Origin of the sequence: Clostridium sp., assembly GCF_051278035.1 — a bacterium.
GTDB lineage: Bacteria > Bacillota > Clostridia > Clostridiales > Clostridiaceae > Clostridium_AD.
This window is the reverse complement of record NZ_JBNMNU010000012.1, coordinates 1-24,325: the sequence shown is the minus strand read 5'-3', so window position 1 is coordinate 24,325 and position 24,325 is coordinate 1. Positions and strand designations below refer to the sequence as shown.

19 protein-coding genes and 1 pseudogene are annotated in these 24,325 nt (G+C 32.4%); 3 read left to right on the top strand and 17 right to left on the bottom strand.

The features are described 5' to 3' along the window. Window positions 1–146: 146 nt before the first annotated feature. Together ACJAX4_RS03385 and ACJAX4_RS03380 are read right to left on the bottom strand one after the other, a co-directional pair. The gene (locus ACJAX4_RS03385; RefSeq protein ID WP_435788044.1) at window positions 147–866 is read right to left on the bottom strand and encodes a FadR/GntR family transcriptional regulator; all 720 of its coding nucleotides are present in this window, start codon (window positions 864–866) and stop codon (window positions 147–149) included. A gap of 144 nt (window positions 867–1,010) precedes the next feature. Beyond that, a complete protein-coding gene (locus tag ACJAX4_RS03380) occupies window positions 1,011–2,117 on the bottom strand; it encodes an NAD/NADP octopine/nopaline dehydrogenase family protein (protein ID WP_435788043.1) in 1,107 nt (368 codons plus the stop codon). 414 nt (window positions 2,118–2,531) lie between these two features. Here ACJAX4_RS03380 and ACJAX4_RS03375 point away from each other — a divergent pair, with 414 nt between their 5' ends. After that, on the top strand, window positions 2,532–3,959 hold the full coding sequence (locus ACJAX4_RS03375; RefSeq protein ID WP_435788042.1) for a sodium:solute symporter family protein: 1,428 nt from the start codon (window positions 2,532–2,534) through the stop codon (window positions 3,957–3,959). Window positions 3,960–4,499: 540 nt separating this feature from the next. Here the strand turns inward: ACJAX4_RS03375 and ACJAX4_RS03370 are convergent. The 8 genes from ACJAX4_RS03370 to ACJAX4_RS03335 all read right to left on the bottom strand — a co-directional run bounded on the left by ACJAX4_RS03370 (window position 4,500) and on the right by ACJAX4_RS03335 (window position 14,400). After that, the gene (locus ACJAX4_RS03370) at window positions 4,500–4,847 is read right to left on the bottom strand and encodes a metallophosphoesterase (RefSeq protein WP_435788041.1); all 348 of its coding nucleotides are present in this window, start codon (window positions 4,845–4,847) and stop codon (window positions 4,500–4,502) included. A gap of 190 nt (window positions 4,848–5,037) precedes the next feature. Then, window positions 5,038–6,213: a sugar ABC transporter permease gene (locus tag ACJAX4_RS03365; protein ID WP_435788040.1), complete on the bottom strand. Its 1,176-nt coding sequence runs from the start codon at window positions 6,211–6,213 to the stop codon at window positions 5,038–5,040. 11 nt (window positions 6,214–6,224) lie between these two features. Continuing rightward, window positions 6,225–7,751 carry an ATP-binding cassette domain-containing protein gene (locus ACJAX4_RS03360; protein ID WP_435788039.1) on the bottom strand — a complete coding sequence of 509 codons (1,527 nt, stop codon included), beginning with the start codon at window positions 7,749–7,751 and terminating at the stop codon, window positions 6,225–6,227. A 106-nt stretch (window positions 7,752–7,857) separates the two neighbouring features. Further along, the gene (locus ACJAX4_RS03355; RefSeq protein WP_435788038.1) at window positions 7,858–8,955 is read right to left on the bottom strand and encodes a sugar ABC transporter substrate-binding protein; all 1,098 of its coding nucleotides are present in this window, start codon (window positions 8,953–8,955) and stop codon (window positions 7,858–7,860) included. Between the two features lie 216 nt (window positions 8,956–9,171). Further along, the gene (locus ACJAX4_RS03350; RefSeq protein ID WP_435788037.1) at window positions 9,172–10,242 is read right to left on the bottom strand and encodes a sugar ABC transporter substrate-binding protein; all 1,071 of its coding nucleotides are present in this window, start codon (window positions 10,240–10,242) and stop codon (window positions 9,172–9,174) included. After that, the gene (locus tag ACJAX4_RS03345) at window positions 10,235–11,845 is read right to left on the bottom strand and encodes a response regulator transcription factor (RefSeq protein WP_435788036.1); all 1,611 of its coding nucleotides are present in this window, start codon (window positions 11,843–11,845) and stop codon (window positions 10,235–10,237) included. The genes ACJAX4_RS03350 and ACJAX4_RS03345 overlap by 8 nt, the downstream gene beginning before the upstream one ends. A 15-nt stretch (window positions 11,846–11,860) precedes the next feature. Continuing rightward, window positions 11,861–13,360 (bottom strand): sensor histidine kinase, encoded by a 1,500-nt coding sequence (locus ACJAX4_RS03340; RefSeq protein WP_435788035.1) that lies wholly within the window; start codon window positions 13,358–13,360, stop codon window positions 11,861–11,863. Window positions 13,361–13,371: 11 nt separating this feature from the next. Next, the gene (locus ACJAX4_RS03335; RefSeq protein ID WP_435788034.1) at window positions 13,372–14,400 is read right to left on the bottom strand and encodes a substrate-binding domain-containing protein; all 1,029 of its coding nucleotides are present in this window, start codon (window positions 14,398–14,400) and stop codon (window positions 13,372–13,374) included. A gap of 250 nt (window positions 14,401–14,650) precedes the next feature. Here ACJAX4_RS03335 and ACJAX4_RS03330 point away from each other — a divergent pair, with 250 nt between their 5' ends. After that, the gene (locus tag ACJAX4_RS03330; RefSeq protein WP_435788033.1) at window positions 14,651–16,117 is read left to right on the top strand and encodes an MFS transporter; all 1,467 of its coding nucleotides are present in this window, start codon (window positions 14,651–14,653) and stop codon (window positions 16,115–16,117) included. 17 nt (window positions 16,118–16,134) lie between these two features. Next, window positions 16,135–17,517 carry a dihydropyrimidinase gene (gene hydA / locus ACJAX4_RS03325; RefSeq protein WP_435788032.1) on the top strand — a complete coding sequence of 461 codons (1,383 nt, stop codon included), beginning with the start codon at window positions 16,135–16,137 and terminating at the stop codon, window positions 17,515–17,517. Window positions 17,518–17,568: 51 nt separating this feature from the next. Here the strand turns inward: hydA and ACJAX4_RS03320 are convergent, their stop codons facing one another. From ACJAX4_RS03320 to ACJAX4_RS03290, 7 genes and pseudogenes are all read right to left on the bottom strand, one after another. Next, on the bottom strand, window positions 17,569–17,721 hold the full coding sequence (locus ACJAX4_RS03320) for a DUF5670 family protein (RefSeq protein WP_435788031.1): 153 nt from the start codon (window positions 17,719–17,721) through the stop codon (window positions 17,569–17,571). Window positions 17,722–17,945: 224 nt separating this feature from the next. Then, window positions 17,946–19,088 (bottom strand): glycerate kinase, encoded by a 1,143-nt coding sequence (locus ACJAX4_RS03315; RefSeq protein WP_435788030.1) that lies wholly within the window; start codon window positions 19,086–19,088, stop codon window positions 17,946–17,948. Window positions 19,089–19,122: 34 nt separating this feature from the next. Further along, the gene (locus ACJAX4_RS03310) at window positions 19,123–19,938 is read right to left on the bottom strand and encodes a Cof-type HAD-IIB family hydrolase (RefSeq protein WP_435788029.1); all 816 of its coding nucleotides are present in this window, start codon (window positions 19,936–19,938) and stop codon (window positions 19,123–19,125) included. Between the two features lie 45 nt (window positions 19,939–19,983). Then, window positions 19,984–20,424 carry a hypothetical protein gene (locus ACJAX4_RS03305; protein WP_435788028.1) on the bottom strand — a complete coding sequence of 147 codons (441 nt, stop codon included), beginning with the start codon at window positions 20,422–20,424 and terminating at the stop codon, window positions 19,984–19,986. A 32-nt stretch (window positions 20,425–20,456) separates the two neighbouring features. Then, entirely contained in the window at window positions 20,457–21,203 is a 747-nt protein-coding gene (locus ACJAX4_RS03300; RefSeq protein ID WP_435788027.1) for a nitroreductase family protein, read from the bottom strand. Between the two features lie 15 nt (window positions 21,204–21,218). Continuing rightward, on the bottom strand, window positions 21,219–22,583 hold the full coding sequence (dsdA, locus tag ACJAX4_RS03295; protein WP_435788026.1) for a D-serine ammonia-lyase: 1,365 nt from the start codon (window positions 22,581–22,583) through the stop codon (window positions 21,219–21,221). A gap of 176 nt (window positions 22,584–22,759) precedes the next feature. Next, window positions 22,760–24,012, bottom strand: a pseudogene (locus ACJAX4_RS03290) (4Fe-4S dicluster domain-containing protein). Between the last annotated feature and the right edge of the window lie 313 nt (window positions 24,013–24,325).

Below are 24,325 nucleotides of genomic sequence, written 5' to 3'. Positions count from 1 at the left end.
TTGCATTGTTTTTTTAATTTTCTTTATATTTTTAATCTTCTGACTATTTAGATTTTAATATTGCACACATATTTACCAATTTAAATGTAGTTAATAGAAGATTTTCTTCCATAAAAAATTCTTCTATTAACTTTTAGTTGCTATTTTCAATCCACTTGTTCCTCTTCTTCTATTCTTGCCTTTAGTATATTTAATGATTTTTCAATATGATTAAACATCATATCTTTAGCTGCAACGGAATCCCCTTTTCTAATAAGGGATAGTAACTCAGTGTGTTCATTTAATTCCTCTGTCAAAATGTATTCACTTAAATGCTTGAAAAACATTTTACTTCGAAAGCCAATTAAATTTTCTGTTATACTTTCTAACAAATTGTTTAATATATCATTATTGGCCATACCAAAGATGTATCGGTGAAATTCAAAACCCATATCAAATGTATAATTTTTTTCTTTATAAGCTTTTGCTGATTTTTTAATTATGTCTTCAAGGATTTTAATATCTTCCTCTGTAGCATTTTTTACCGCTTTACTTACTAACGCAGGTTCAATAATTAATCTTGTTTCCATTAGTTCTATCATGGAGCTATCTGTCTTAATCAATGTAGATAACTTCATATTATTCATATTAATCACGGCAGAGTCAGATACAAAAGTACCGACTCCCGTTTTCGATGATAGAATTCCCACAAGTTCTAATGATTTTATAGATTCTCTTATTGAATTTCTACTAATTTCAAAACTCTTTGACAACTCAATTTCTCCAGGTATCTTATCCCCAGGTTTCCAAACCCCTTCATTTATCATCTTAATAATTTGATTTACTATTTCTTGATATAGATTTTTTTTCTTAACAGGTATAATCATTTTAACCCTCCAAATGTAGTATTTGTTTAAATATAGTACTGTTTAAATATAGTACTGTTTAAATATACTACATCTGATACAGTTTTCAAAGACTTTTGTGATTTTATTAACTATTCATAAATATTCCCAGTATTTCACCATCAATTAAGACGCCATTACTGTTTTTATCCCAGTATTTACATAGTATAACAATTCTTCAATACTCATTTTATCTAGTTCGAGATTTTCCAATGTTCTTGCATTAATATTAATATCTTGATCTAATACATACCTACCTAAGTTGCATATGGTTTCCATCATAGCAAATCCAACCCCTGCTTTTTTTGCCAAAGATACCATTGGAACTAAACCCATTGGAATATCCTCAAGGACATATCTTGTTTCAATTTTTTTCTGACCCACTATCTCACTATATGCGAGATTTTTTTTAACGACCTCTGATAAATTTTCCCCTTCAACTTCATACAGAATTTTATATAGTTCTAATACAGTAGGTAATTCTAATCCAAATGACTTTCCTAGTTCAACCCTTTCTTTATCTAAGTTTTGAACGAATTTCCCTACGCTAGGAGTAATTCCATCCCAATAGTATTTCCAATCATGCTTAGATTCGATCATTGATGTATTCAGTAATGTTGGAGCTGGATGCATAACAGCATTTAAATTACTTAAACTTGTTTCTAGCACGTTTTTTCCTGGAATCATCTGTGGGAAAGCTTCCCGTAATTTTGCAATCACTTCATCTGTTCTATTAGCTGGCAGTGCAGCAACCATAAGGTTTTTTTTAATTCCTTTAATGGACGCAGTCCCCGTTTTCGATGCCCTGCAAGCATAAAGTAGGGATAAAGATTCTGCAATCACTACATCTGCTTTACAACCCTCATCATCAAAAACTTTTCTAAATTCCAATGCTCCAAGAGTTGCTCCTGGGTGAATAAAGACAATTTGACCATCGTTTACATGAGATGCCAAAGCCTTGGCAATTACCTTATGTGCCAACGCAGGTGCAACAACCATAACAATATCGGCATCTTCCACAGCTACTTTCATATCAGTGGTTGCGAAAACCTCCCCAAATCCATTCACAGCTCCCTCTACAAAAATACCTCCCTGTTGATTAATAACCCTAACCGTTTCAGGTATTATGTCAAACAATTTAACGGAAAACCCTAGTATTCCTAAATGTCCAGCAGATGATTGTCCTCCATTTCCTCCGCCAATAACAGCCCATTTCAACTTTTTATGTTCCATATTAAAACTCCCCCTCTTTTTTATTTGCTTTACTGTTTAATTGTTGTACTGTACTACAACTATACTACTACTTTTTTTTTGGTAAATCAATACAATTCTGAATATTTTGAAAAGTTAATTTATTCACAATATTGTTCTACATTTAACTTGTTTTTTATTCCATAAATAACTTTTCTTATTTTCATATTTTTGTTATAATTAGTAACAAATGGATCTATAATAAATGCATCAAATTTATTATCCTTAAGACACTGGAAAAGAGTAAGGTTAAAACTTTCTACATTATGTTTAAATCAAAAAAATTTCTAAACTGATTTCCGTCATGACAAAAGATTAAAGTAAAAAACCCATTCATTATATGCATGAATGGGTTTTTGTCAAAACGTATAACTAGATCACACAAGGGGGTATTTTATGAATCCAGTATTCGTAATTGTAGCTAGTACAATATTTATATTAGGTGGAGCATCAATGTTATCCTTATATATAGGAAAAAAAAGTAGTGATTCTAGTTGGGCAACAGGTGGTCGCAACCTTCCTTTATATGTAATAGTAGGCACCCAATATGCTACTGTAATGGGAGGTGGTATGTTAGTTGCCCATGTTGGAATAGGATATCAATTTGGATGGTCTGCAGTCACATATGGTCTTTTTGTATCCGGTGGTTTAGTTATGCTTTCAATAATCGCAAATTGGTTAAGAAAAGAGAAATTCACTACTATTCCAGACATAATCGAAAAAATATATGGTAAAAATAAACTTTTGTTAGGACTAACAATTTTCATGACTATAATAGTTCCTTTTGGATGGTTATGTACGCAATTAGTTGCTTTTGGAAAGATTTATTCATATATGACTGGTATTTCAATGAATGCTTTAATCATAGTTTTCGCAATAATTAGTTTAGCTTTCGTGCTTCCAGCAGGTCTTGCATCGGTTGCCTGGACTGATTTTTTATTCGGTTGTCTTATGTTAGTTATGTCAGTTGCTTCACTAATACTCGTAACAAAAATGGGTGGAGGAATAAGTAGTATATTAGCTAATTCACCTCCAGAACTTTTAAAATTCCCTAAAAGTATGGGAGCAGTCGGAGGATGGACTATATTACTATGGGGATTAGCTATTATACCAGGTACTCTTACAAATCAAATGTGTTATCAACGTATATTTGCAGTTGATAATGTTAAAAATGCTAAGAAGAGCCTTATTATCAGTGCAATATTGATTTTATTTGGAGATATTTGGGCTTCATATATGGGTATTTCTATAAAATCAGTAATGCCTAACATTGCACCTGAGATGGCTGCAAGCTACTTTTTAAGTAATATACCCCTTTGGTTTATGGCTATATATTCTGGATTCCTTGTTGCTACTATTATGTCAACAGCAGATAGTGCTGTGCAATCTATCGTTGTAAATTTTACGGAAGATCTTTATAAGAAAATTGTTAATCCTAATATCAATGATGATAAAAAAATATTAAATCTTTCACGTATTTTAGCTGTAACTGTTATTACATCAGCAGTGGCTTTATCAATATTATATCCACATGCTTTATCTTGGCTTATAGCGACTTATGCATATTCTGCTTCAGCATTATTATTTCCGATTTTTGCAGGATACTTCCTACAAAACAAAAATTTCCTTACTCAGAAAGGTGCTATAGGAAGTATGTTCTGTGGATTTATCGGATGCTTAGTAGCTCAAATAATGAACACAACCGTTCCCTACGTTGCATTTGGTTTAATAACTTCTTTTCTAGGATTAATTCTAATAAGTTACTTTACAAAAAAATCGGTTTATTCAAATAAAACTGTTAATTTGAAAGCGACAGAGCAGTAGGTATGATAGAGTCTAAACCTCGTAGTGATACTTTTTTATCAATTGATGCGTTGAAATATGTAAATAGAATGGACCATGTTTAGCGAAACAAAAAAAATACAAAACACTTGGTTTTAATAAATCACGGGTTTAAAGGACTCTAAATATAAATTATAAAACAGTTCAAAATTTTGGGACATAACTTGCTGATGGAACTTTTGAACCATTCCTATATCCATCACGTGCAAATATATATGTGAAATCTAACGAATTATCCATTCCCCTAATATCACTTGCATCTCTATTGTTTAGATAATTCGAAAATTTGAAAGTGTATATAGGGATATATTTGTAATGATATTGTGAAAAATTCATTTTCACTTATAATTCCAAATTAATTTCAACAATTTATGGAATAGCAAAAAATCTTATAGGCAAAGTTCCATTACCTATGCCATTGGTTAATACTATATCTCTATTTTCCTCATGGACTATTTTCTTCAAGTACCTTTGACCATATTTAGACGATGTATGTGGTGCATATAATCCAAAAAAGGTTATTTAGCCTCCATTGGTATGTCCTGATATCCCTAAGTCATAATTAATCAGGTTTTTATAATCGTTAAAAGAACTTGAATTTATCTCATTTAGTAGAGCTTCCCTTCGGTTAAAATAATCGTGATTCCCTAGTACCGTAAAAACCACTAACTTAAATTCTAATTTTCTTATAATTTCAAATGATTCTTTTAAATACTTGCTTACATCTTTATTACTTTTTACTGAAATATCTAAATAATCTCCACCTATTATTATAATATCTGGCTTTAGTTTATTAATGCTATTAACTACCTTAATCAATCTCTTAGCCCTAAAAAATCTTCCATAGTGTATATCTGATATAAAATACATTAGTCATACGTTCACCCTTTGCTATCACCATACATTGCTATAATCATACCATTTAAACAATATAATGATTACATTTATTCCGGAATTGGCTACTATAATCTAAATAACGTAAAGAAAACCACTAAAATATAAATTCTAGTGGTTTTCTCATGGATATTTCCCAAATTCTAATTCAATCAAATAGATTTTATTATTTACTCTTATTACGAGTCTTAACATCAAATATTACCGCAATTACTAGTACTGCGCCTCTAATAATGTACTGATAAGATATCCCTGTACCCATTAGATTCATTCCACTTATAAGTGATGACATAACTAGGGCACCTACTATAGATCCGGTAACTTTTCCTATACCACCATCAGCTGAGACTCCTCCAACATAGGCTGCAGCTATTGCATCTAGTTCGAATAGTGTTCCTGCTGTAGTTGATGCTGACTGGAGACGTGATGAAAATAGGATACCACATAGACCAATTAACATGCCCATAGAAGCAAAAACTATATAGGTAATCTTCTTTACATTTATACCACTAAGTTTTGCTGCCTCAATATTACCACCAACCGCATATATATGCCTGCCAAGCACCGTTTGCATTGTTACATAATGGTAGATTGCAACCACTGCTATAACTATAACTACAGTCCATGAAAGTCCATTATACCCTGCAAGAATCCATGTTATATACGCAATAATTGCAGAAACAAATACGAGCTGAAAAATAAATATTTTCATGGATACTACTTCGAAATTGTATTTAATTTTATTTTTTCTTGTATTAAGAATACTCAAGGCGTATAGAATTATTGCCAGAATCCCTATTAGTATAGTTAATAAATGAATTCCCTGAATACTCGCTATATCGGGGATAAACCCATTTCCTATAGCATTATATGCATCATTGGAAATAACAATTGTTCCTGAGCTCTCAGTTAATAGAAGTATTCCTCCTCTAAAAATTAGCATGCCTGCAAGGGTTGCCACGAAAGAAGGTATACCCATTGTAGCTATTAAAAATCCATTAAAGAGTCCAATTAACATACCTACTACCAAAACTATAATTATAGTTACAATGAAAGGAGCATTAAATCTTGTTAGGAGAATAGCTGCGATTGCCCCCATAAATCCTGAAGCAAATCCTACTGACAAATCTATATGTTTTATTACAATAACTAGAGTCATACCTACTGCTAGTACTGCAATATAACCAGTTTGATTAATAAGATTGCTAATATTTCTTGATGATATAAATAAGCCATTAGTCGTAATTGTAAATATAATCATTATAACTACTAGTGCAATATACATTCCATATTCACGGATATTTTGTTTTAACAAATGTTTAGCTTCTTTAAAAAATTCCATAACTATACCCCCTAATTAGCTGCGAGCTGCATTACTTTTTCTTGTGTTGCTTCTTCCTTTGACATCTCCCCGACAATTTCCCCATCCGACATTACATATAGTCTATCACTCATTCCTAATATCTCAGGAAGTTCAGATGAAATCATAATAATGCTCATACCTTCCTCCACAAGCTTATTCATTAGAGTGTATATTTCATATTTTGCTCCTACGTCAATACCTCTAGTAGGCTCATCCAAAATTAATAAATTTGGCTTAACAAACAGCCATTTTCCAAGCGAAACCTTCTGTTGATTTCCTCCACTTAAATTACCAACCGTTTGTGCTATACTAGTAGCTCTAATATTCAATGAAGATTTATAGTAATTTGCCACGTTTATTTCCTCATTTTTATTTATAACTCCACTCTTCTTAGAAAGTTTCTGTAAATCTGCTAAAGTTATATTTGACCTTATATCATCCATAAGTATTAGCCCATTACCTTTTCTGTCCTCAGTAACATACGCAATGCCTTCTTTTATGGCTTGGCTAGGATTTCTAAAATTCATCTTTTTCCCCATGACATATAAATCACCATTTATATTATAGTCTCTAGAATTCCCAAATATACTAAGAGCAAACTCAGTACGCCCTGCTCCCATGAGGCCCGCTATACCTACTATTTCACCTTTTTTAACATTTAAATTTACATTTTGGAGAATTTGCCTTTCTACCTTAGAATCGTATGCACACCAGTCTACTACCTCAAGGACTTTCTCTTCTTCGTTTATATTTTTCATCCTCTTAGGATAAATATCCTCTATTTCACGGCCAACCATATGTTTAATTATTGTATATTCTGAAGCTTTTTCTACGCTAGTATCAAGTGAACAAACACTTTTACCATCCCGCAGCACTGTAATAGTATCTGCTATATTTATGACTTCTTTTAATTTATGGGAGATTAAAATGCATGTTACTCCTTGCTCTTTAAGCTCTTTTATTAAAGTCATCAAATTTTCGCTATCATTTTCATTTAGTGCAGCTGTGGGTTCGTCCAATATTAAGAGACTTACAGATTTGCTTAGTGCCTTAGCTATTTCTACCAACTGTTGCTTACCAACACCCAAATCTCGTACTTTAATTGATGGATTGATATCAAGTTTTACTCTCTTAAGCATATTGTCTGCTTGAACAATTGTTTCATTCCAATGAATATTAAAGCCTTTTTTTATTTCATGACCCAAATATATATTCTCATAAACAGTCATTTCAGGAATAAGCGCAAGCTCCTGATATATTGTTGCAATTCCAACTTTTTCACTATCATTAATACAAGAAAATTTTTGTACTGTATCATTAAATATTATATCTCCACTATATTGGCCATGTGGATAAAGTCCGCTTAACACCTTCATCAGGGTTGATTTCCCAGAACCATTTTCCCCAATAAGGCAGTGAATTTCTCCTCTTTTCACCCTAAAACTAACCTCATCCAAGGCCTTAACCCCTGGGAATATCTTTGTAATATCTTTCATCTCTAATATATAATCACTCATATAAATATTCGCTCCTCATTTAGACATTCACTAAAAGCCAATTTATATAAATAAATAGTGATAGCTGCCTATCACTATTTATTCACTTACCTGCAGTTTCTAATACTTATTTTAAATTTGTAAAATCTGATTCTGGATAGTAACCTGAATCTACTAAAGCAGCTTTTACATTATCCTTATCAATAACTATTACTTCAGTCTGCTTAGCTTTAACATCAACCTTACCATTATTGTATGATCCAGTTGTTTCTGGAGTTTTATCAGTCAATATTTCAACAGCCATTCCTATTGAATCCTTAACTAGAGTACGTACATCTTTGAATACTGTCATAGACTGTTTTTCATCAATTATATATTGTACAGAAGCTTTTTCAGCATCCTGTCCTGTTATCTGGTAACTTGTTATTTTACTGTCTGCTTTAAAAGCATCAGCGATTGCACGAGCTGTTCCATCATTTGGAGCTAATATATATACATCGCCTTTATCTGCATCTGCTGCAGATGTTAAATGAGCTTCAGATTTATTCTTAGCTTCATTGAAGTCCCAGTTTGTAGTAACCTGTCCAATTACCTTACTCATTTCATCACGTGTAAGTGTAGCTTTATCTTTTACAGAATTAGCTTCACTAGAATTCTCTATTACAAAAGTTCCATCAGCTATTTTTGGCTGAAGCACTTCCCAAGCACCTTCAAAAAATAGGAAAGCGTTATTGTCTGAAGCGGCTCCTGCATATAAGTACAATGGATTGTCTTTTCCTGATGCTTTGTCAACTAAAAATTGACCTTGTGCCTTACCAACTGCTATACTGTCAAATGTTACATAGTAGTCAACTGCATCTGTATCTGTGATTAATCTGTCATAAGAAATTACCCTAATTCCTTCTTTTTTAGCTGCTTCAACTGCTCCAGCTGCAGCTGCACCGTCTTGAGGGCATATTATAAGTACTTTTATTCCCTTAGCGATTAAAGCGTCAACATTTTCCTTTTCCTTAGCCGAAGTTCCTTGACTAAAGAGAATGTCTACTGAGTAGTCAGTACCATCAAGGGCTTCTTTAAATCTGGCCTCATCTTGAACCCATCTTGGTTCATCCTTTGTTGGTAAGACTATACCAATATCTACTGTGCTTTTTTCACCACAACCTACCAATGCAAGCATTGAGAAAACCATGGTCCCCATAAGTAACATCGAAATAATTTTTTTCATGTTTGTCCCCTCCTTAATTTTGTACAAAAGTTATGTTTAGACCTTAATAATCCTTATGTAAATTATTGCATAATTTTTAGCACTTGTCGCTGTATACGTTTACCGCATTTGAGTAAAATTTTACTATTGTTTAAAAAAAGTTCACACAGGAGTAAAATTTTACGATAAAATAATACAGTCAGCTTGGTTACCCAATATACTGACTGTATTAATAGTTTATTTTCTATAAATATCATCCTTCATATGAAATCCATCTCTAACTATTGTACTATCGATATTATCTTTCTTAACGGTGGTTGGATCTATTACATAATAAGGTATATTATATTTTCCATTATATATAGTTTCATTAGTGTTAAGAGGTTTTTTTTCTACAAGCTTTATTGCCATTTCTACTGTTGCATCTGCCAATCTTTCTATTGGTTTATATATTGTTGCAAATTGCGTACCATCGACTATTCTCTGACAGGCACCAAGGTCTGCATCCTGACCAATTACAATCACCTTATCTGTAATTCTATGCTCCGACAATGCCTCAATAGCTCCTTCTGCCAAACTGTCATTCCCAGCTATAATAGCATCTATCTTTGTATCCTTTTGCACCACTCTATCTACAACGCTAAATGCATATTCCTTTAGCCAATTAGCGGCCCATTCTTCCCCTACAATATTTATTTTATCATCTACTAAGTAGGGTTTTAATATTTTGTCATAACCCTCTTTAATCATTGTTGTATTGTTATCATTTTTTGCACCGTTTATTATAAGCAGATTACCCTGCTGCACTTTTTCAAGTACTGCACTAGCCATGAGCTCGCCAACCTTCACATTATCAAATGATACATAAAGGTCCACATTTGCGTTTAAAACAAGTCTATCATAGGAAATTACTGGTACACCCTCACGTTTTGCTAAATTAACTGCTTCAGCTGATTTATAATAATCATTTGGCACAATAATAAGCACGTCAATTTCCTGCTCCAAAAAATATCTGACTTGTTTTAACTGATCAAGGTCATCGTTATTTGCATTTTGAACAATAATTTCCGCACCCATATCACGAGCTTTCGCCATTAAAATATCTCTATCCTTAATCCACCTTTCCTCTTTCAATGTTCCAAGTGAAAATCCAATTTTTATTTTTCTTGTTTCATCTTCTAGCTTGCCATTATTGCTTCCTAATGTCCTTGGATTTATCAAATCTCTTATAACATTAAATACCAATACACTTAATACAATTGTAAGTATTGTAATTATTGCTATTTTAAATTTACTATTTTTAACCAATATAAACACTTCCCCCATTTATAAATATTCTGTATTCCGTGGGAGTCATTCCTGTGATTTTTTTGAAAGCTTTAGAATAATAATTAGGATCATTATATCCATTTTTCAAACATATTTCCTTAATACTTATATTTTGATTGGCCAAAAGCTTCATAGATTTCTCTATCCTAAGCTGCGTAAGGTAGTCTATAAAACTTTTCCCTATCTCATCCTTAAATACTTTGCTTAAATAGTTATAGCTAAGATTTACACTCTTCGCCACATCATTTAAGGAAATATCGTGATGATAGTTTTTATTAAGGTATTCTAAGACCATTGGAATACTTCCATATATATCACCTTTTCTTAAGTTTTGCACTTCTTTGGCAAGGTCTGACAGATATACTACAAATTGATTTCTCAGTTCATCTTTATTATTAATTTTGAAAATACTTAAAATTAAAGCCTGCTTAAGTTCTTCTAGTTTATTTAACTTATAGGGTAAATTCTTATCTATTATAAATAATAACTCCATGATCTTAGATTTTATTCTATCAATATCCTCGCCGTAAACACTGGTTAACCAAACATATATCTCAAGGAAAGTTTCCTTACCCTCCTTAATATTAGCTGTTAGCATACTATTGGAAAAAGCATTCTCTTTGTGTAATGGATATGTATCAAATTTGTTGTTTGACGGGATAACATCTTCGTAGTGAGTTACAGCTCCCATTTGAGATGCAGTTGCCGCTATATAAGCTTCATTACAAGATTTCCCAAAGCTTTCCGCCATATATATTTTTCCAATCCCTATCTGATATTTTAAATCTGATAATCCTTTTGTTTTCTCTATTACTTTTTCTGCAATCTTAACGGATTTTTCTCTTGCTAGAGTACTTTCCTCTTCGCCATTTGATGGAACGAATACTATTATTCTATCAATCATAGGATTTCCTATTAGGCATGTACACATAGATTTTAATTTCATATTGAAAACATCATAGAAACTTTGTTTCTCAAAGTTTAGCTTTAAACTGTTTTCTTTTCCTTTAGAATCAAAACTTTCTAATAAAACTGCCATAGCATAACCTTTCGTAAGATTCATGGAAAATATCTTTTCATAAAATTCCATATCCGTAAACATTCCAATATTGAATAATTTATTAGAAATAAATTGCGCCTCTAGGGATGGCATAATCCTATTCATTTTTTCTTTTAGCTCAATCTCTCTAATTAAATTACTTCTTTTCATTTCAATGTTAATTTTTATATTATTAAGGGTTTCTATTAATTTATTTTTATTAATAGGCTTTAGCAGATATTCAAAAACACCCAGATTTAATGCCTCTTTTGCATAATCAAAGTATTCGTAAGCAGTAATTATAACAAACGCAGTATCATTATTAACCTTTTTAATCTGTCTTATAGCCTCAACGCCATCAATCCCTGGCATGTGAATGTCCATGAAAACAATATCTGGTTTCAGGCTTATAGAAGTTTCAATAGCTTCCCTGCCTGTGCTTGCAGTAGCGACAACCACCACATCTTTAACATTTTTAGAAACAATCATTTTAATTGAATCTAATACAAGATACTCATCGTCGGCAATTAAAAGTTTTAGCATATTCTCCACACCTTCCTAAGGATTATATAATCGCGGGATTGTTAGTGTCACTTTTGTACCGTACAAAAGTTTGCTCTCTATACTTATTAATTTCTGATTATCTGTAATATTAAATAGAATTTGTAGCCTTTGTAGTACATTGTTTATACCTATGCCTGTAAATCGTTTTTGGGAGTCTACGTCATCCTTATACGAACTTATGATATTATTTATACAATTTGAATCCATACCTTTGCCGTTGTCTATTACCTCAATTAAAATATTCTCTTCAGAAGATTTAATATTTAAGTGTATCTCACCATTTCTTTCTAAATCCTGCAGACCATGGATATAGGCATTCTCAACAATTGGTTGTATAATTATTCGTGGTATCCTTATATCCAATGACTGCTCATCTATATCACTGTAGAAAGTAATTCTGCTTCCAAACCGTATTTTCAATACCTGCATATAATTTTTTACGTATTCAATTTCATCACGGAGTGGAACAAGATCCTCGATATTTTTTAAATTATATCTGAATAACTGTGCAATGTTCTCCATAAATAGGGATGATTTTTCTGCCCCCTCTATTAAAGCCAATTGAGAGGCTGCATTTAATGTATTGAATAGAAAATGCGGATTAATCTGAGATTGCAAAAACTTAAGTTCAGCTTCCTTTAGCAGTGTTTTCATTTTTAAATTTTGATATTCCTGTTCCTTAAGTTTTTTTTCAACCTCAGCATGCTCTTTTAATTCATCGATATAGTTTCTTATATTTTTTACCATCTTTATAAATGCACTGGCAAGAATATCAGTTTCATCGCCAGTATGTGTTTGTGTTAGCTCTATATCAAAATTCCCTTCCGCTATTTTTTCTGCAGAATGTGACAACTGCTCTATTGGTTTTGTCAAACTATAGGTAGAATACACCGCTATGATGATATTTACGATAATGGCAACTATTATTACAATTATATTAACATAGCTTATAATTTTCATGCTCTTATTTATTGTTTCGTACTTTTCTGAACCACTCTTTAATTTAATATCTAAAAGTTTAGTATTATACAGCTTAATGTAACTGCTAATTTCGCCCGACCGTCGAAAATTAGTAATATATTTGCTACTTATTCTACCACGCTTTGCTTGCACTGCATTATCACTCTCTATCATTAACTCATCCAGCATATTTCCAATGTCCTTAAGGAACAAATGCTCATCATCATACTCTTTTGTGACAGGCATCTGATTTCTTATAGCTTTAAGCTTATTATAATAGTTATAATAACTAAGTAAATCTTCAGAGGCTGTAGTTGTCAAATATTTTTCTAGCTCTGTCATCATAAGGTCGACATCATTTTTTAAGTCATTTAAATATATGTAATCAATAATTGTATTATTTGTGTTTTTTAAAATTACTCTCGAATTGTTATAGGAAAAGATACTAGTAACACCAAGTATTGCTATAGTTATTAGGAAGTACATAATAAGTTTTTTTCTAATGCCAAAAAAATTAAATATATGATGTTTCATATTTTAACCACCTAATTTAAGTACTTGTCATCTTTTTTTTCTATCTTCCGTATAGGTTTATATTCTTCCAGATTTCTCTTTGTAATTACCTCTATATCTATGTCTATAAAGGCTGGAATTGGTTTACCTTCTTTTATATCTACCATAGCCTTAAGCCCATCGTATCCCATTTTATAGGCATCACTTGCAACAGTTCCATAGATAATGCCCTTATCTATATATCTAAGTATCCGCTCCGAGCTACCGTATCCTACCAATATAATATCTCCTACCCTATTTCTATCAACTATAAATTGAGCAGTTCCTAAGGTATCTGCTGAGCTCACTGTAAATATAGCATTTATCTTACTCTCGGAGTTAATTATTTTCTGAGTAATTTCCTCTGCACTTAAAACCCCCATTTTAGAGCTGTAGTTTTTAATTATTTTTATACCAGGATAATCTTTTAAAGTACTTATAAATCCACTCATCTTCAAATTCTGCTCTACCGAGTCTTGGCTTACGTCCTCACTTGAGATAATAGCAATATTGGCTTTGCCATCTGTTGCTTCTATTAACATTTTTGCTGCTTCACTTCCAATAATAAAACTGTTTATACCTACAAATGTCTGTCGTTTACTTTTGCTTGCATCGTTTTCAAAAGTTATAACAGGTATCTTATTATAATAAGCATTATCAATGGCTGTTGTAAAATCTACCGCACTAGAAACATGCGTAATAATCCCATCCACTTTTGATAAAGTTGCAATATCAATATATTTTAACTCCTCATTAGGGTCATTAAAACGAGGTGCAAAAAACTCAACCGCAACATTATTATCCTTAGCGGATTCCTTGGCTCCTTTTATTACTTCAATCCAAAATGGATCTACAGAATTTTGAGCAATGAAGTAAAAATGATGTTTTGGTTTAAAAAGGGGTTGAGTGATTTCCTCTTTACGAAGCCAGAACAGAGCTAGGCTTGAAACAGAAATCAAAACTATCAGTATGAAAATGGCATGCTTATATAGAAATCCGACTAAATTTTTAAAGATTATCATTTCATATCTTTCCTTCAACTAAGTATTTTCTTCTTTTATGCTTGTCCTTTTGTAAACTGTTATATTAAAAATTATACCATTAGTTTAAATATATGTAAAATAATTTTTCAATATCCTTTTTTACTCTTCTATGATAGAATATTTCCAATTGTCTGTTGCTAATTAGTATGAGAATCAGTTATAATTACTACATAATGGTAGAAATATCGTACTAAATGTTAAATAATATTGTAGAAGAAGGCGTATTATTTTGATTAAACTTCAAAGCAGCGACCACAGAAAAATCCCTCTTTTAGATAAAATAGGTTATGGTTCTGGAAATTTTAGCACAGGTATTGCAACTCAAGTTATAGGCACCTATTTAGTTTTTTACTGTACTGTTATTCTTAATATGCCTGGTAGCTATGTTGGTTTGGCTTTAAGTCTAAGTATAATTTGGGATGCCATCACTGACCCTTTAATGGGATATTTTTCAGACAAGACTAAATCTAAGATTTTCGGAAGACGCCATCAATATATACTTATAGGAGGGATTGGCCTCGGAATATCTAATTACCTTTTATGGAATATGAAGCAAGGGTTATCAAATAACTTAAAGTTTGCAATTATATTCGCTCTAATTATAGTAATCAAAACCTTCAACACAATCTATTTAACCCCATATACTGCTCTTGGTGCTGAATTATCTAATGATTACAATGAAAGAACTAGCATTCAAGGAATTAAAACTATTTTCTTTCTTCTTGGCCTAGCCTTTGTATCAGTTTTTGGAATGTTTGTTTTTTTTCGTTCTACGAGTGAGTTCCCTGCTGGGCAACTAAACCCTGGCGCCTATAGTTCGATGGGGCTTTTTTCCTCAATTCTAATCATTATTTTTGCCCTTATTTGTTTTTACTCCACAAAAAAATACATTCCTATTCTAAGAGTCCATGCTGAGAAAGGAATAATTAACTCAGAGATAAATACTCCGTTGTCAGCCTTTAAAGAAATTTTTCATAACAGAATCTTTAGATGTGTGGCCTTTGCACATATGTTTACAAATATAGCTTCTGCACTGGTTGCAAATACAGGTTTACATGTATTCACGTATACATTTTCCCTAAGTAGTAACCAAATTGGCCTTATCGTCGGAATACAACTTCTAGTTTCCATACTATCTCAACCTATATGGTTTCTAGCATCTAAAAAATTAGATAAGAAACCTTCGATGATTTTGGGTATTATATTTTGTATTATAGGTAGTTTATTCTTCCTTGCACTAGTTCTTATGAAGGAGTATGTTATGGGCAATGCATTTTACTTCATTCCCTTTGCAATACTTGTAGGTTTTGGAACAGGAGTACTTTTCACTCTGCCTTTTTCAATGCTTGCAGATGTCATTGATTTAGATGAACTTAATACTGGAAGAAGGTCTGAGGGAAGCTATTACGGTTGTCTAACATTGTTTTATAAACTCTCACAATCCCTAACCCTCTTACTTATAGGTTTTATATTAGATCTAGTTAAATTCAATGCAGGCCTTCCAATGCAAGCTGAGAGCACCGTAATTATTCTTGGATTAATGCTAAGTATAGGCTCAGCTTTAAGCTTTATAGCAGCACTTATAAGCATCTCGCACTATACTCTTAATAGATCAAAGGTTGAGGATATTCAAAAGAAGATTGCTGAAAAATCGAATTCAATAAATATTACCAAAGATGATAATATATCTAATTAACAATGGAGGCGAAATATATGTCAAGTATTATTAAAAATGGAACTATTGTAACAGCCAGTGATATTTATAAAGGTGATATATATGTAGAAGATGGCATAATAAAGGAAATTGGAATTAATATAATTAAAAAATGTGATGAAATTATAGATGCGGAAGGTAAATATGTTATCCCAGGTGGCATAGACGTTCATACACATTTGAATTTAGATGTAGGGTTTGCTGTGACAAATGACGATTTTTACACTGGCACAGTTGCAGCAGCTTGTGGTGGTACTACAAGCATCATAGATCATATGGGATTTGGACCAATAGGATGCAATTTACATCATCAAGTTAAAACTTACCATGAATATGCAAAAGATAATGCCGTAATAGATTATAGCTTCCATGGTGTTGTTCAGCACGTAGATGATAATATAATTTACGAGATGAAAGAAATTGTAGATATAGAAGGTATCCCTAGTTTTAAAGTTTATCTAACCTATGGCTTTAAGGTAAGTGACGGAGAGGCTCTAAAAGTTTTAATTAGATTAAATGAATTAGGTGGAATTACCACAGTACATGCGGAAAACAATGACGCTGTAAATTATTTTAGAGAAATGTTTATAAAAGCAGGTAAAAAGGCGCCTATATATCACGCTCTAAGCAGACCAGAGGAATGTGAAGCAGAAGCTATTAGTCGTATGATAAATTTAGCATCGCTTGCAGATAATGCTCCATTATATATTGTTCATTTATCTACTAAGCTAGGACTAGACTATATAAAAACTGCCCAAAGTAAGGGACAAAAGGTTTATGCCGAAACATGTCCTCAATATTTATTATTAGATGAAGAAAGATATAACGAGCCTAATAATCAAGGTTTAAAATATATAATGAGCCCACCTCTTAGGAAAAAACATAATCAAAAGGAACTTTGGAAAGGATTAAGGGATGGAAATATTCAAGTAGTAGCAACTGACCATTGCCCTTTCTCTTTTAATAAAGAGAAACAATTAGGTAAGGATGATTTCTCTAAATGTCCAAGTGGAGGACCTGGAATAGAAACTAGAATGCCACTTATGTTTTCAGAAGGTGTTATGAAAAACCGAATTGACATAAATAAATTTGTTGATGTAACTAGTACCTCGCCCGCTAAAATATTTGGAATGTATCCTAAAAAAGGTACAATTGCTGTAGGATCAGATGCAGATATAGTTTTAATTGATCCAAAAAAAGAAGTTACATTAACTGAGAGTATGCTTCATGAAAACGTTGATTACACATCTTATGAAAATATGAAATTAAAGGGCTATCCTGTGCTTACTATGGTGAGAGGCAAAGTTATAGTCAGAGATAATAATTTTATTGGTGATAAAGGATATGGTCAATTTATTAAACGAAAAAATTATATTAAATAAAAAAAGACCTTTCGGTCTTTTTTTATTTAATATTGATTTACTAATAGTTTTCTAGGCCTTCACTTTTCCTAAAATCATATCAACGATGAACGCTGTTGCAGCTAATACAAGTAGCCAATGGATCATAACGCCACCAATGCTAAATGCAAGTCCCATCACCCATAAAAATAATACTATTCCACCTATCCAACTTAAAAAACCCATTTAAATCACTACCTTTCACATATATATTGTTAAAAAAACCTCTGTAGGTATTATAATTACCTAAATTTCGATTATGTATTCTCATTTTTTTAACAAAAATAAGTGGAGAAAAATGTTTGTAATATATTGTATTATAAAATTAAAAGCGATGATAAAATTATCATCGCTTTATATTCTCATATTCTACCCATTCAATTATCCAAAGAATAGCATGATGGATTTAATTATAACAAATTCATTAGTCTTACTACATTCTCAGCAGTCTTTTCCATATTTACTTTACCCATTAATAACGCTTCATCCAAAGTAGTTAACTCCTTAATAATGCTAAATATTGAGTCAATACCCTTATCATATAATACCTCTATATCTTCTCCGATTCTTCCAGCAAAGGCTATTACAGGTTTATTATATTGTTTTGCAACTATTGCTACCCCTAAAGGGGTTTTACCATATTGAGTTTGGGAATCTATGCTTCCCTCACCTGTCCAAACCATGTCAGCAAGTTTTACTTTTTCCTCAAGCTTTGTATATTCAATAACCATTTCTATACCCTTTTTCAAATTTCCATTTAAAAATGCCATAAGACCTGCTCCAAGTCCTCCGGCAGCTCCCGCCCCAGGTACATCTAGGATATCTTTGCCTAATTGTGCTTTTATAATGCTAGCATAATGTCTTAAGTTATTATCTAATTGTTCTATCATTTGTGGCGTAGCTCCCTTTTGTGGTCCAAACACATTTGATGCTCCAGCATCTCCACACAATGGATTATCAACGTCACAAGCTACTTCTACTACTACATTCTTGAGTCTTTTGTCAAAATCAGTAAGATCAATGCTCGCAAGCTCACTTAATTTTCCACCGCCAAACCCAATTTCATTGCCACTCTTGTCCATAAGTTTTCCACCTAATGCCTCAATAACCCCTGCACCGCCATCATTAGTTGAGCTGCCACCTATCCCTATTAATAATTTTTTTACTCCATAATCTAAACAAGCTTTTATTAATTGACCAGTACCATAAGTTGTAGTCGTAAGTGGATTCCTCTTCTCAGCAGATACTAGATGTATTCCACTTGCACTAGCCATTTCTAGCATTCCTGTCTCACCATCACCAAGAATACCATAAGATGCCTCAACTTCATTCCCTAGCGGACCAATTACATTTAATGAATATATGCTTCCACCCGTAGCATCCACTAGAGACTGCATGGTTCCTTCCCCGCCGTCAGCCATTGGTACCTGTATACAGTTAATGTTTTTATCTACCTTTTTAATTCCTCTTTCCATTGCTTCGCAGACTTCTTTTGCGCTCATACTTTCTTTGAATGAATCAGGTGCTAGTAAGATAGTTAGGTTTTTTTTCATATCCATCCCCCCAAGTTTAAATCATAAAAAGCTTTCATATCTTGAGCACAAACCTCAGCGCTTTCGCAACACCATCTTCATCGTTTGTAACGGTTACTAAATCTGCTACATCTTTTACTACCTGCTCTGCATTTCCTACTGCAATAGCATAGCCTGCATATTCAAGCATGCTTATATCATTATGATTATCACCTATCGCAATAATTTCTTCTCTTTTTATTTTTAGTATCTCTGCTAGGTCCTTTAAAGCATTTCCTTTAGTAACTCCCTGTGTCATGATATCCAGCAAATTTGTAGATGATTTAACAGCCTCTATGCCAGGAATATCATTTATTTCACCTTTAACTCGTTCAAGGACTTCAGAATTATCATTGCTAACTAAAACTTTGAATACTCTTTCATCTATGTCAGTATAGATATTACCAACGATTTTTATCGCAATCTTTTCTTCTTCACATAGGACCTCATTACGCTTTTGAAAATGCTTCATTCTTCCTTCTATACTTTCACTAAAAACTGTATACTCACAATACACAGCAAAAGTAAGATTGTTTGATTTACATATATCCACAACCTTCGTGAATTCTTCACTATTTATAATCTGTGCATGATAGAACTCACCTTTAATAACATTTCTAACTAAAGCACCGTTACATGAGATAACTGGGTTATTATTTCCTATTTGCCTCAGATACGGTTTAATCATTGTATCCAATCTTCCAGTGGCTATAGAAAACAAAATTCCTCTCTCATTTAGCTCTTTAACTATTTTTAAATTCTCAACAGAAATTTCATCTTTACTATTCAAAAAAGTACCATCCATATCAGTAACTACTAGTTTATAACTCATTTTAATCTCCCACATGTTTATTATTTTAAAAATTCTATATACAAATCAATATCCCATTTGTCTTTCTTTAATAACACTAGCTTTTAAATCATTTAAAACCCTTTCAAATTTATCTGGTTCGATATTATATATAACACACATACCATCAAAGTGTAATGTATATGAAAAAGCATCTGGATTGGCATTAAATATAAATTTAAAATTAAATTCAGGTGCTTTTAAACTAGGTAACTTAACTGCTTTCAAATCATCAAATACTATATCTATATAAACACCTGGACAACCACCTTGAATTTGAAATTTAAGCCCATCCGAATTAAAAATGCAGTTAAATATCTCTATATTAAAAGTAAAATAAGGACTTTTTCGAAAATCATTACCTTTATCCTGTCTAATAAATATCCGCCCTTTTTCCCATAATACCTGTTTATTTAAAACTTTAAATTCATGTAATGTCATTTTTTTCTCAATAAAGTTTGATATCATATTTTATTCCACCTCACTTAGATCTATTTACATCACTCTGTTCTAAATTTCTTAAGGTACTTGGAAGCTGACCTATTCATTTCTAGTGAGAAATCAGACATATACTTGCGGCTACATAGTTCTTTAATATTTTCGCAACCACTTTTATTTGTAAACCCTGACTTATCATTTTTTGCACTTTGCATATTTCTATGTTCTTCCTTTGTTAGCCTTCGATATTTATTTTCATGCACTATATACTTCGTATCGAAACGCACAGGTTTTTTCCTTTTCTTTTGATCTGGAGCAGGATAACCATAAACCAACATGGCAGCAGGTAAAACATAATCTGGAAGATCTAATAGTTCCCTAATAGTTTCAACGTTCTCAATGATATCCCCAATGTAGCATGAACCAATCCCTAACGATTCTGCAGCTACTACTGTGTTTTGAGCAGCTATTATTGCATCCGCACATGCGAGAAGGATGTCCCCCTCACCTGGCGATCTTGGACTACAATTTTCTGAGTCAAAAGCATCATACCACCTTTGATAATCTGCAAGAAATATAAGTACTAAAGGAGCTTTTGCAATAAACGGCTGATTATCACATGCTACCGATAACTTAGCCTTTAATTTCTCATCAGTAATATCAAGTATGCTATAAAGCATCATACCACCCGCAGTTGGAGCTTCTAATGCTGCATTTAATATTTCACTCTTAAGCTCAAATGCAATTGGCTTATCTTCAAATACCCTCATGGATTTTCTGTTTTTTATTTGTTTTAGAACCTCGTTCATTTAATAACCCCCCTATTATAATTCTAAAGCCTTGAGTCCAAGCCTATAATACTCATCCATGGATTCTTTTGGTACAAGACTTCCACCTGTACCCCAAACTATATGTACTGAATGAGACATTTTGTTAGTTAAATTATTTTTCTTTATATATTCCAAATTAGCTTCACTTTTAAATAACTCTACAACCCCAGAAATTCCAGCACAAGCTGAAGGTTCCAAATAAATCCCTTCAGTATCAGCTAAAGTACTTAAAAGAGCATGTAATTTATCATCCTTTACTGTATAAACACCACTCAATAATTCTTTTAAAGTCTTTCCCACAAAACCCGAAGGTCTTCCAACAGCAAGTCCATCAGCAGCAGTAATGTTATCAATGCCAAAGTCCTGAACACATACTTCTTCATTCTTCTTAGTCATCATACCTAAAAGCATACACGGAGAATGAGTTGGTTCTGCAAAAAAGCAGTGAACATTATCCTTGAATATAAGTTTCAACCCAAAAGCAACACCACCAGGACCACCGCCAACACCACAAGGGAGATATACAAATAGTTGGTTCGCGGAACTAATGACTATATTCATATCTTCTAATTGTTTTTTAAGTCTTCCTGCGGCAACACTATAACCTAAGAATAAATTTTCAGAGTTTTCGTCATCCACAAAGTAGCTCTTTGGATCTGCGTCTGATAGCTTTCTTCCTTCCTTAACTGCTTTACTATAATCTGATGAATATTCAACAACAGTAACACCTTTACTTCTTAGAAGATTTTTTTTCCACTGTTTTGCATCTGAGGACATGTGAACAACTACTTTATATCCTATTTTTGCACCCATTATACCTATACTTAATCCTAAGTTACCTGTAGAACCTACTTGGATTGTAAACTTTCCGAAAAATTTTCTATATTCATCTCTTGCTAATTTTGAATAATCATCTTCGAGTGTTATTAAGTTGTTTTCTAAAGCAAGATCCTCAGTATGTTTTAAAACTTCATATATTCCGCCTCTAGCTTTAATAGACCCTGCGATTGCAAGATGACTGTCCATTTTCAAAATTAATTCACCAGGTATGTCTTGATCAAACATTTTTGAAATAGCTTCCTGCATATTTGGAATTCTTACTAAAGGCGATTCTATTATGCCCTTTTTTTCTTTTGTTTCCGGAAAATGTTCCATTATAAACGTTGAAAAACGATTTAATCTTTCTTCAGCGTCTTTTACATCATCTTCTGTTAAATTTATCTTTTTCATTGCTTCATGAAAAGTAGTATATTCAGGATTAATCCAAAATACCTCTTCATCATTTATCATATTATTTATTAATGGGAATTTTGAGACCCATTCCTGTACTGGCTTACCTGCAACAAGTTTATTTTTCATTAAAACACCTCATTTATTTAATATATTTATATAAGTTATTATAATGAAATTATACCATATTTTTTAATTTTCTCATATAAAGTTCCCTTCTCAAGTATATAATCATTTTCCAAAAATATACTATACTTGTTCTACAGTAAATCCTAAAAAAAACAGCTATAAATTATAGCTGTTTTTTATATTTTAAGCTTAGAAATCAACCTATCTAAATAAACCGACTTCAACTGTTTATTCGCCATAACCTGTTTTATAGGTGGAAGCTTTAAAATTGCAGAAAGTACCGATGCCATAGCTCGGTGGCTTCCAAGCGCATGATTATCAAAAATCAAATTTTGTAGAGTTCCATTTTCTATTGCCATGAGTACTAATCTATGTACCGAATTTACAGGAGTTATAATCCTTTTTTCTCTACTTTCTAAATGCATGCTCTTCTTAAAACATGATCTTACACAAACGCCACACCCAAGACAGATATCTTCATTTACCTTTACTCCTGTGTCAGTCTTTTCAATTGCTCCTATTGGGCAAGCTTTCACACATCTTCCACAATTGTTGCATCTTTCTATATTTACTTTAGGAATAAAAGCAGTTGTCTGAACTGGATGAAGCATACCAAACTTACGTGCAGCTACCATGGCCTCGCAGCAACATCCACAACAATTACATATGAATGAAACTCCCTCGCGTACATTCTCTCCACACTGAACTAAATTATTTTCATAAGCCTGATGCAAAAGCTCAATTCCTTCTGTTGCCTCAACTTGCCTAGCATATTTATGCTTAATTAATGAGGAAGCTGCTCCATTAAAGGTCATACAAATATCCATAGGTGCATCGCAAGCTTTACCTGCATGGCTCATTTTATGTCTACAGTAACAGGTACTTATACCAATGTGTGAAGAAGTTTTTATAATGTGGCTAGCTCTTTGAAAATCTAATATCTGCACCTCATTATCACTCGTTAGAACCTCTTCTTGAACAAACACTCTACCAAGTTTAGTCTCCGTACCATAAAATAACTGTTTTACAAAATCCTCTTCAACGTTTAAGTATTGATAATAAAGCTCAGAAAGAAGCTTTTGATCTATATCTCCTCTTGTTCTCATCATAGAAAATTCAAAAAAGCCAGCTATTGGAGGAGGCAGAATATATTCTTGCGTTCCTTCATTCTCAATATCCAAGAGTATAGCTCTGCTTGCAAGCTCATCTAACATTTTATGAGCAGAAACTTCATCCATCTTCCACACTTTACTTGCTGTTTTTACTGTGAATGGCTTTATGGGAAGCTGTGCTACTAATGATGCTTCCTTTTCACTAAATAGAATTTTTAATATCTTATACAGAGTTTCCGAGGGAGGACCCCTTGAGGAAACCTGTTTATTCTATCTTCCAAGCTTTGATATGCTGACTTTCCTACTATATGAGACATTACGTCACCGCCTATTGTTTTATTACCTTAATATACCATAAGATCTATTAGGTGTACATTATATATACTTAGCAATTCTTAAGGTTTTAATCACATTGTATTTTTATATAAATAAATCCACGGTAATTTAATACCGTGGATTATTCGTTAAAATATAGTGGTGATAATTTTCCTTTTATAATTAGTTTAGCATATTAATATAAGTTAATATTAGCCCTATTAATGTAAATATTACAGGAATAACTAAAAACATGACAAGTTTCCTTACATCTTTCTTAATTACATAATATATTGTTGGGACAGCTATAATTGT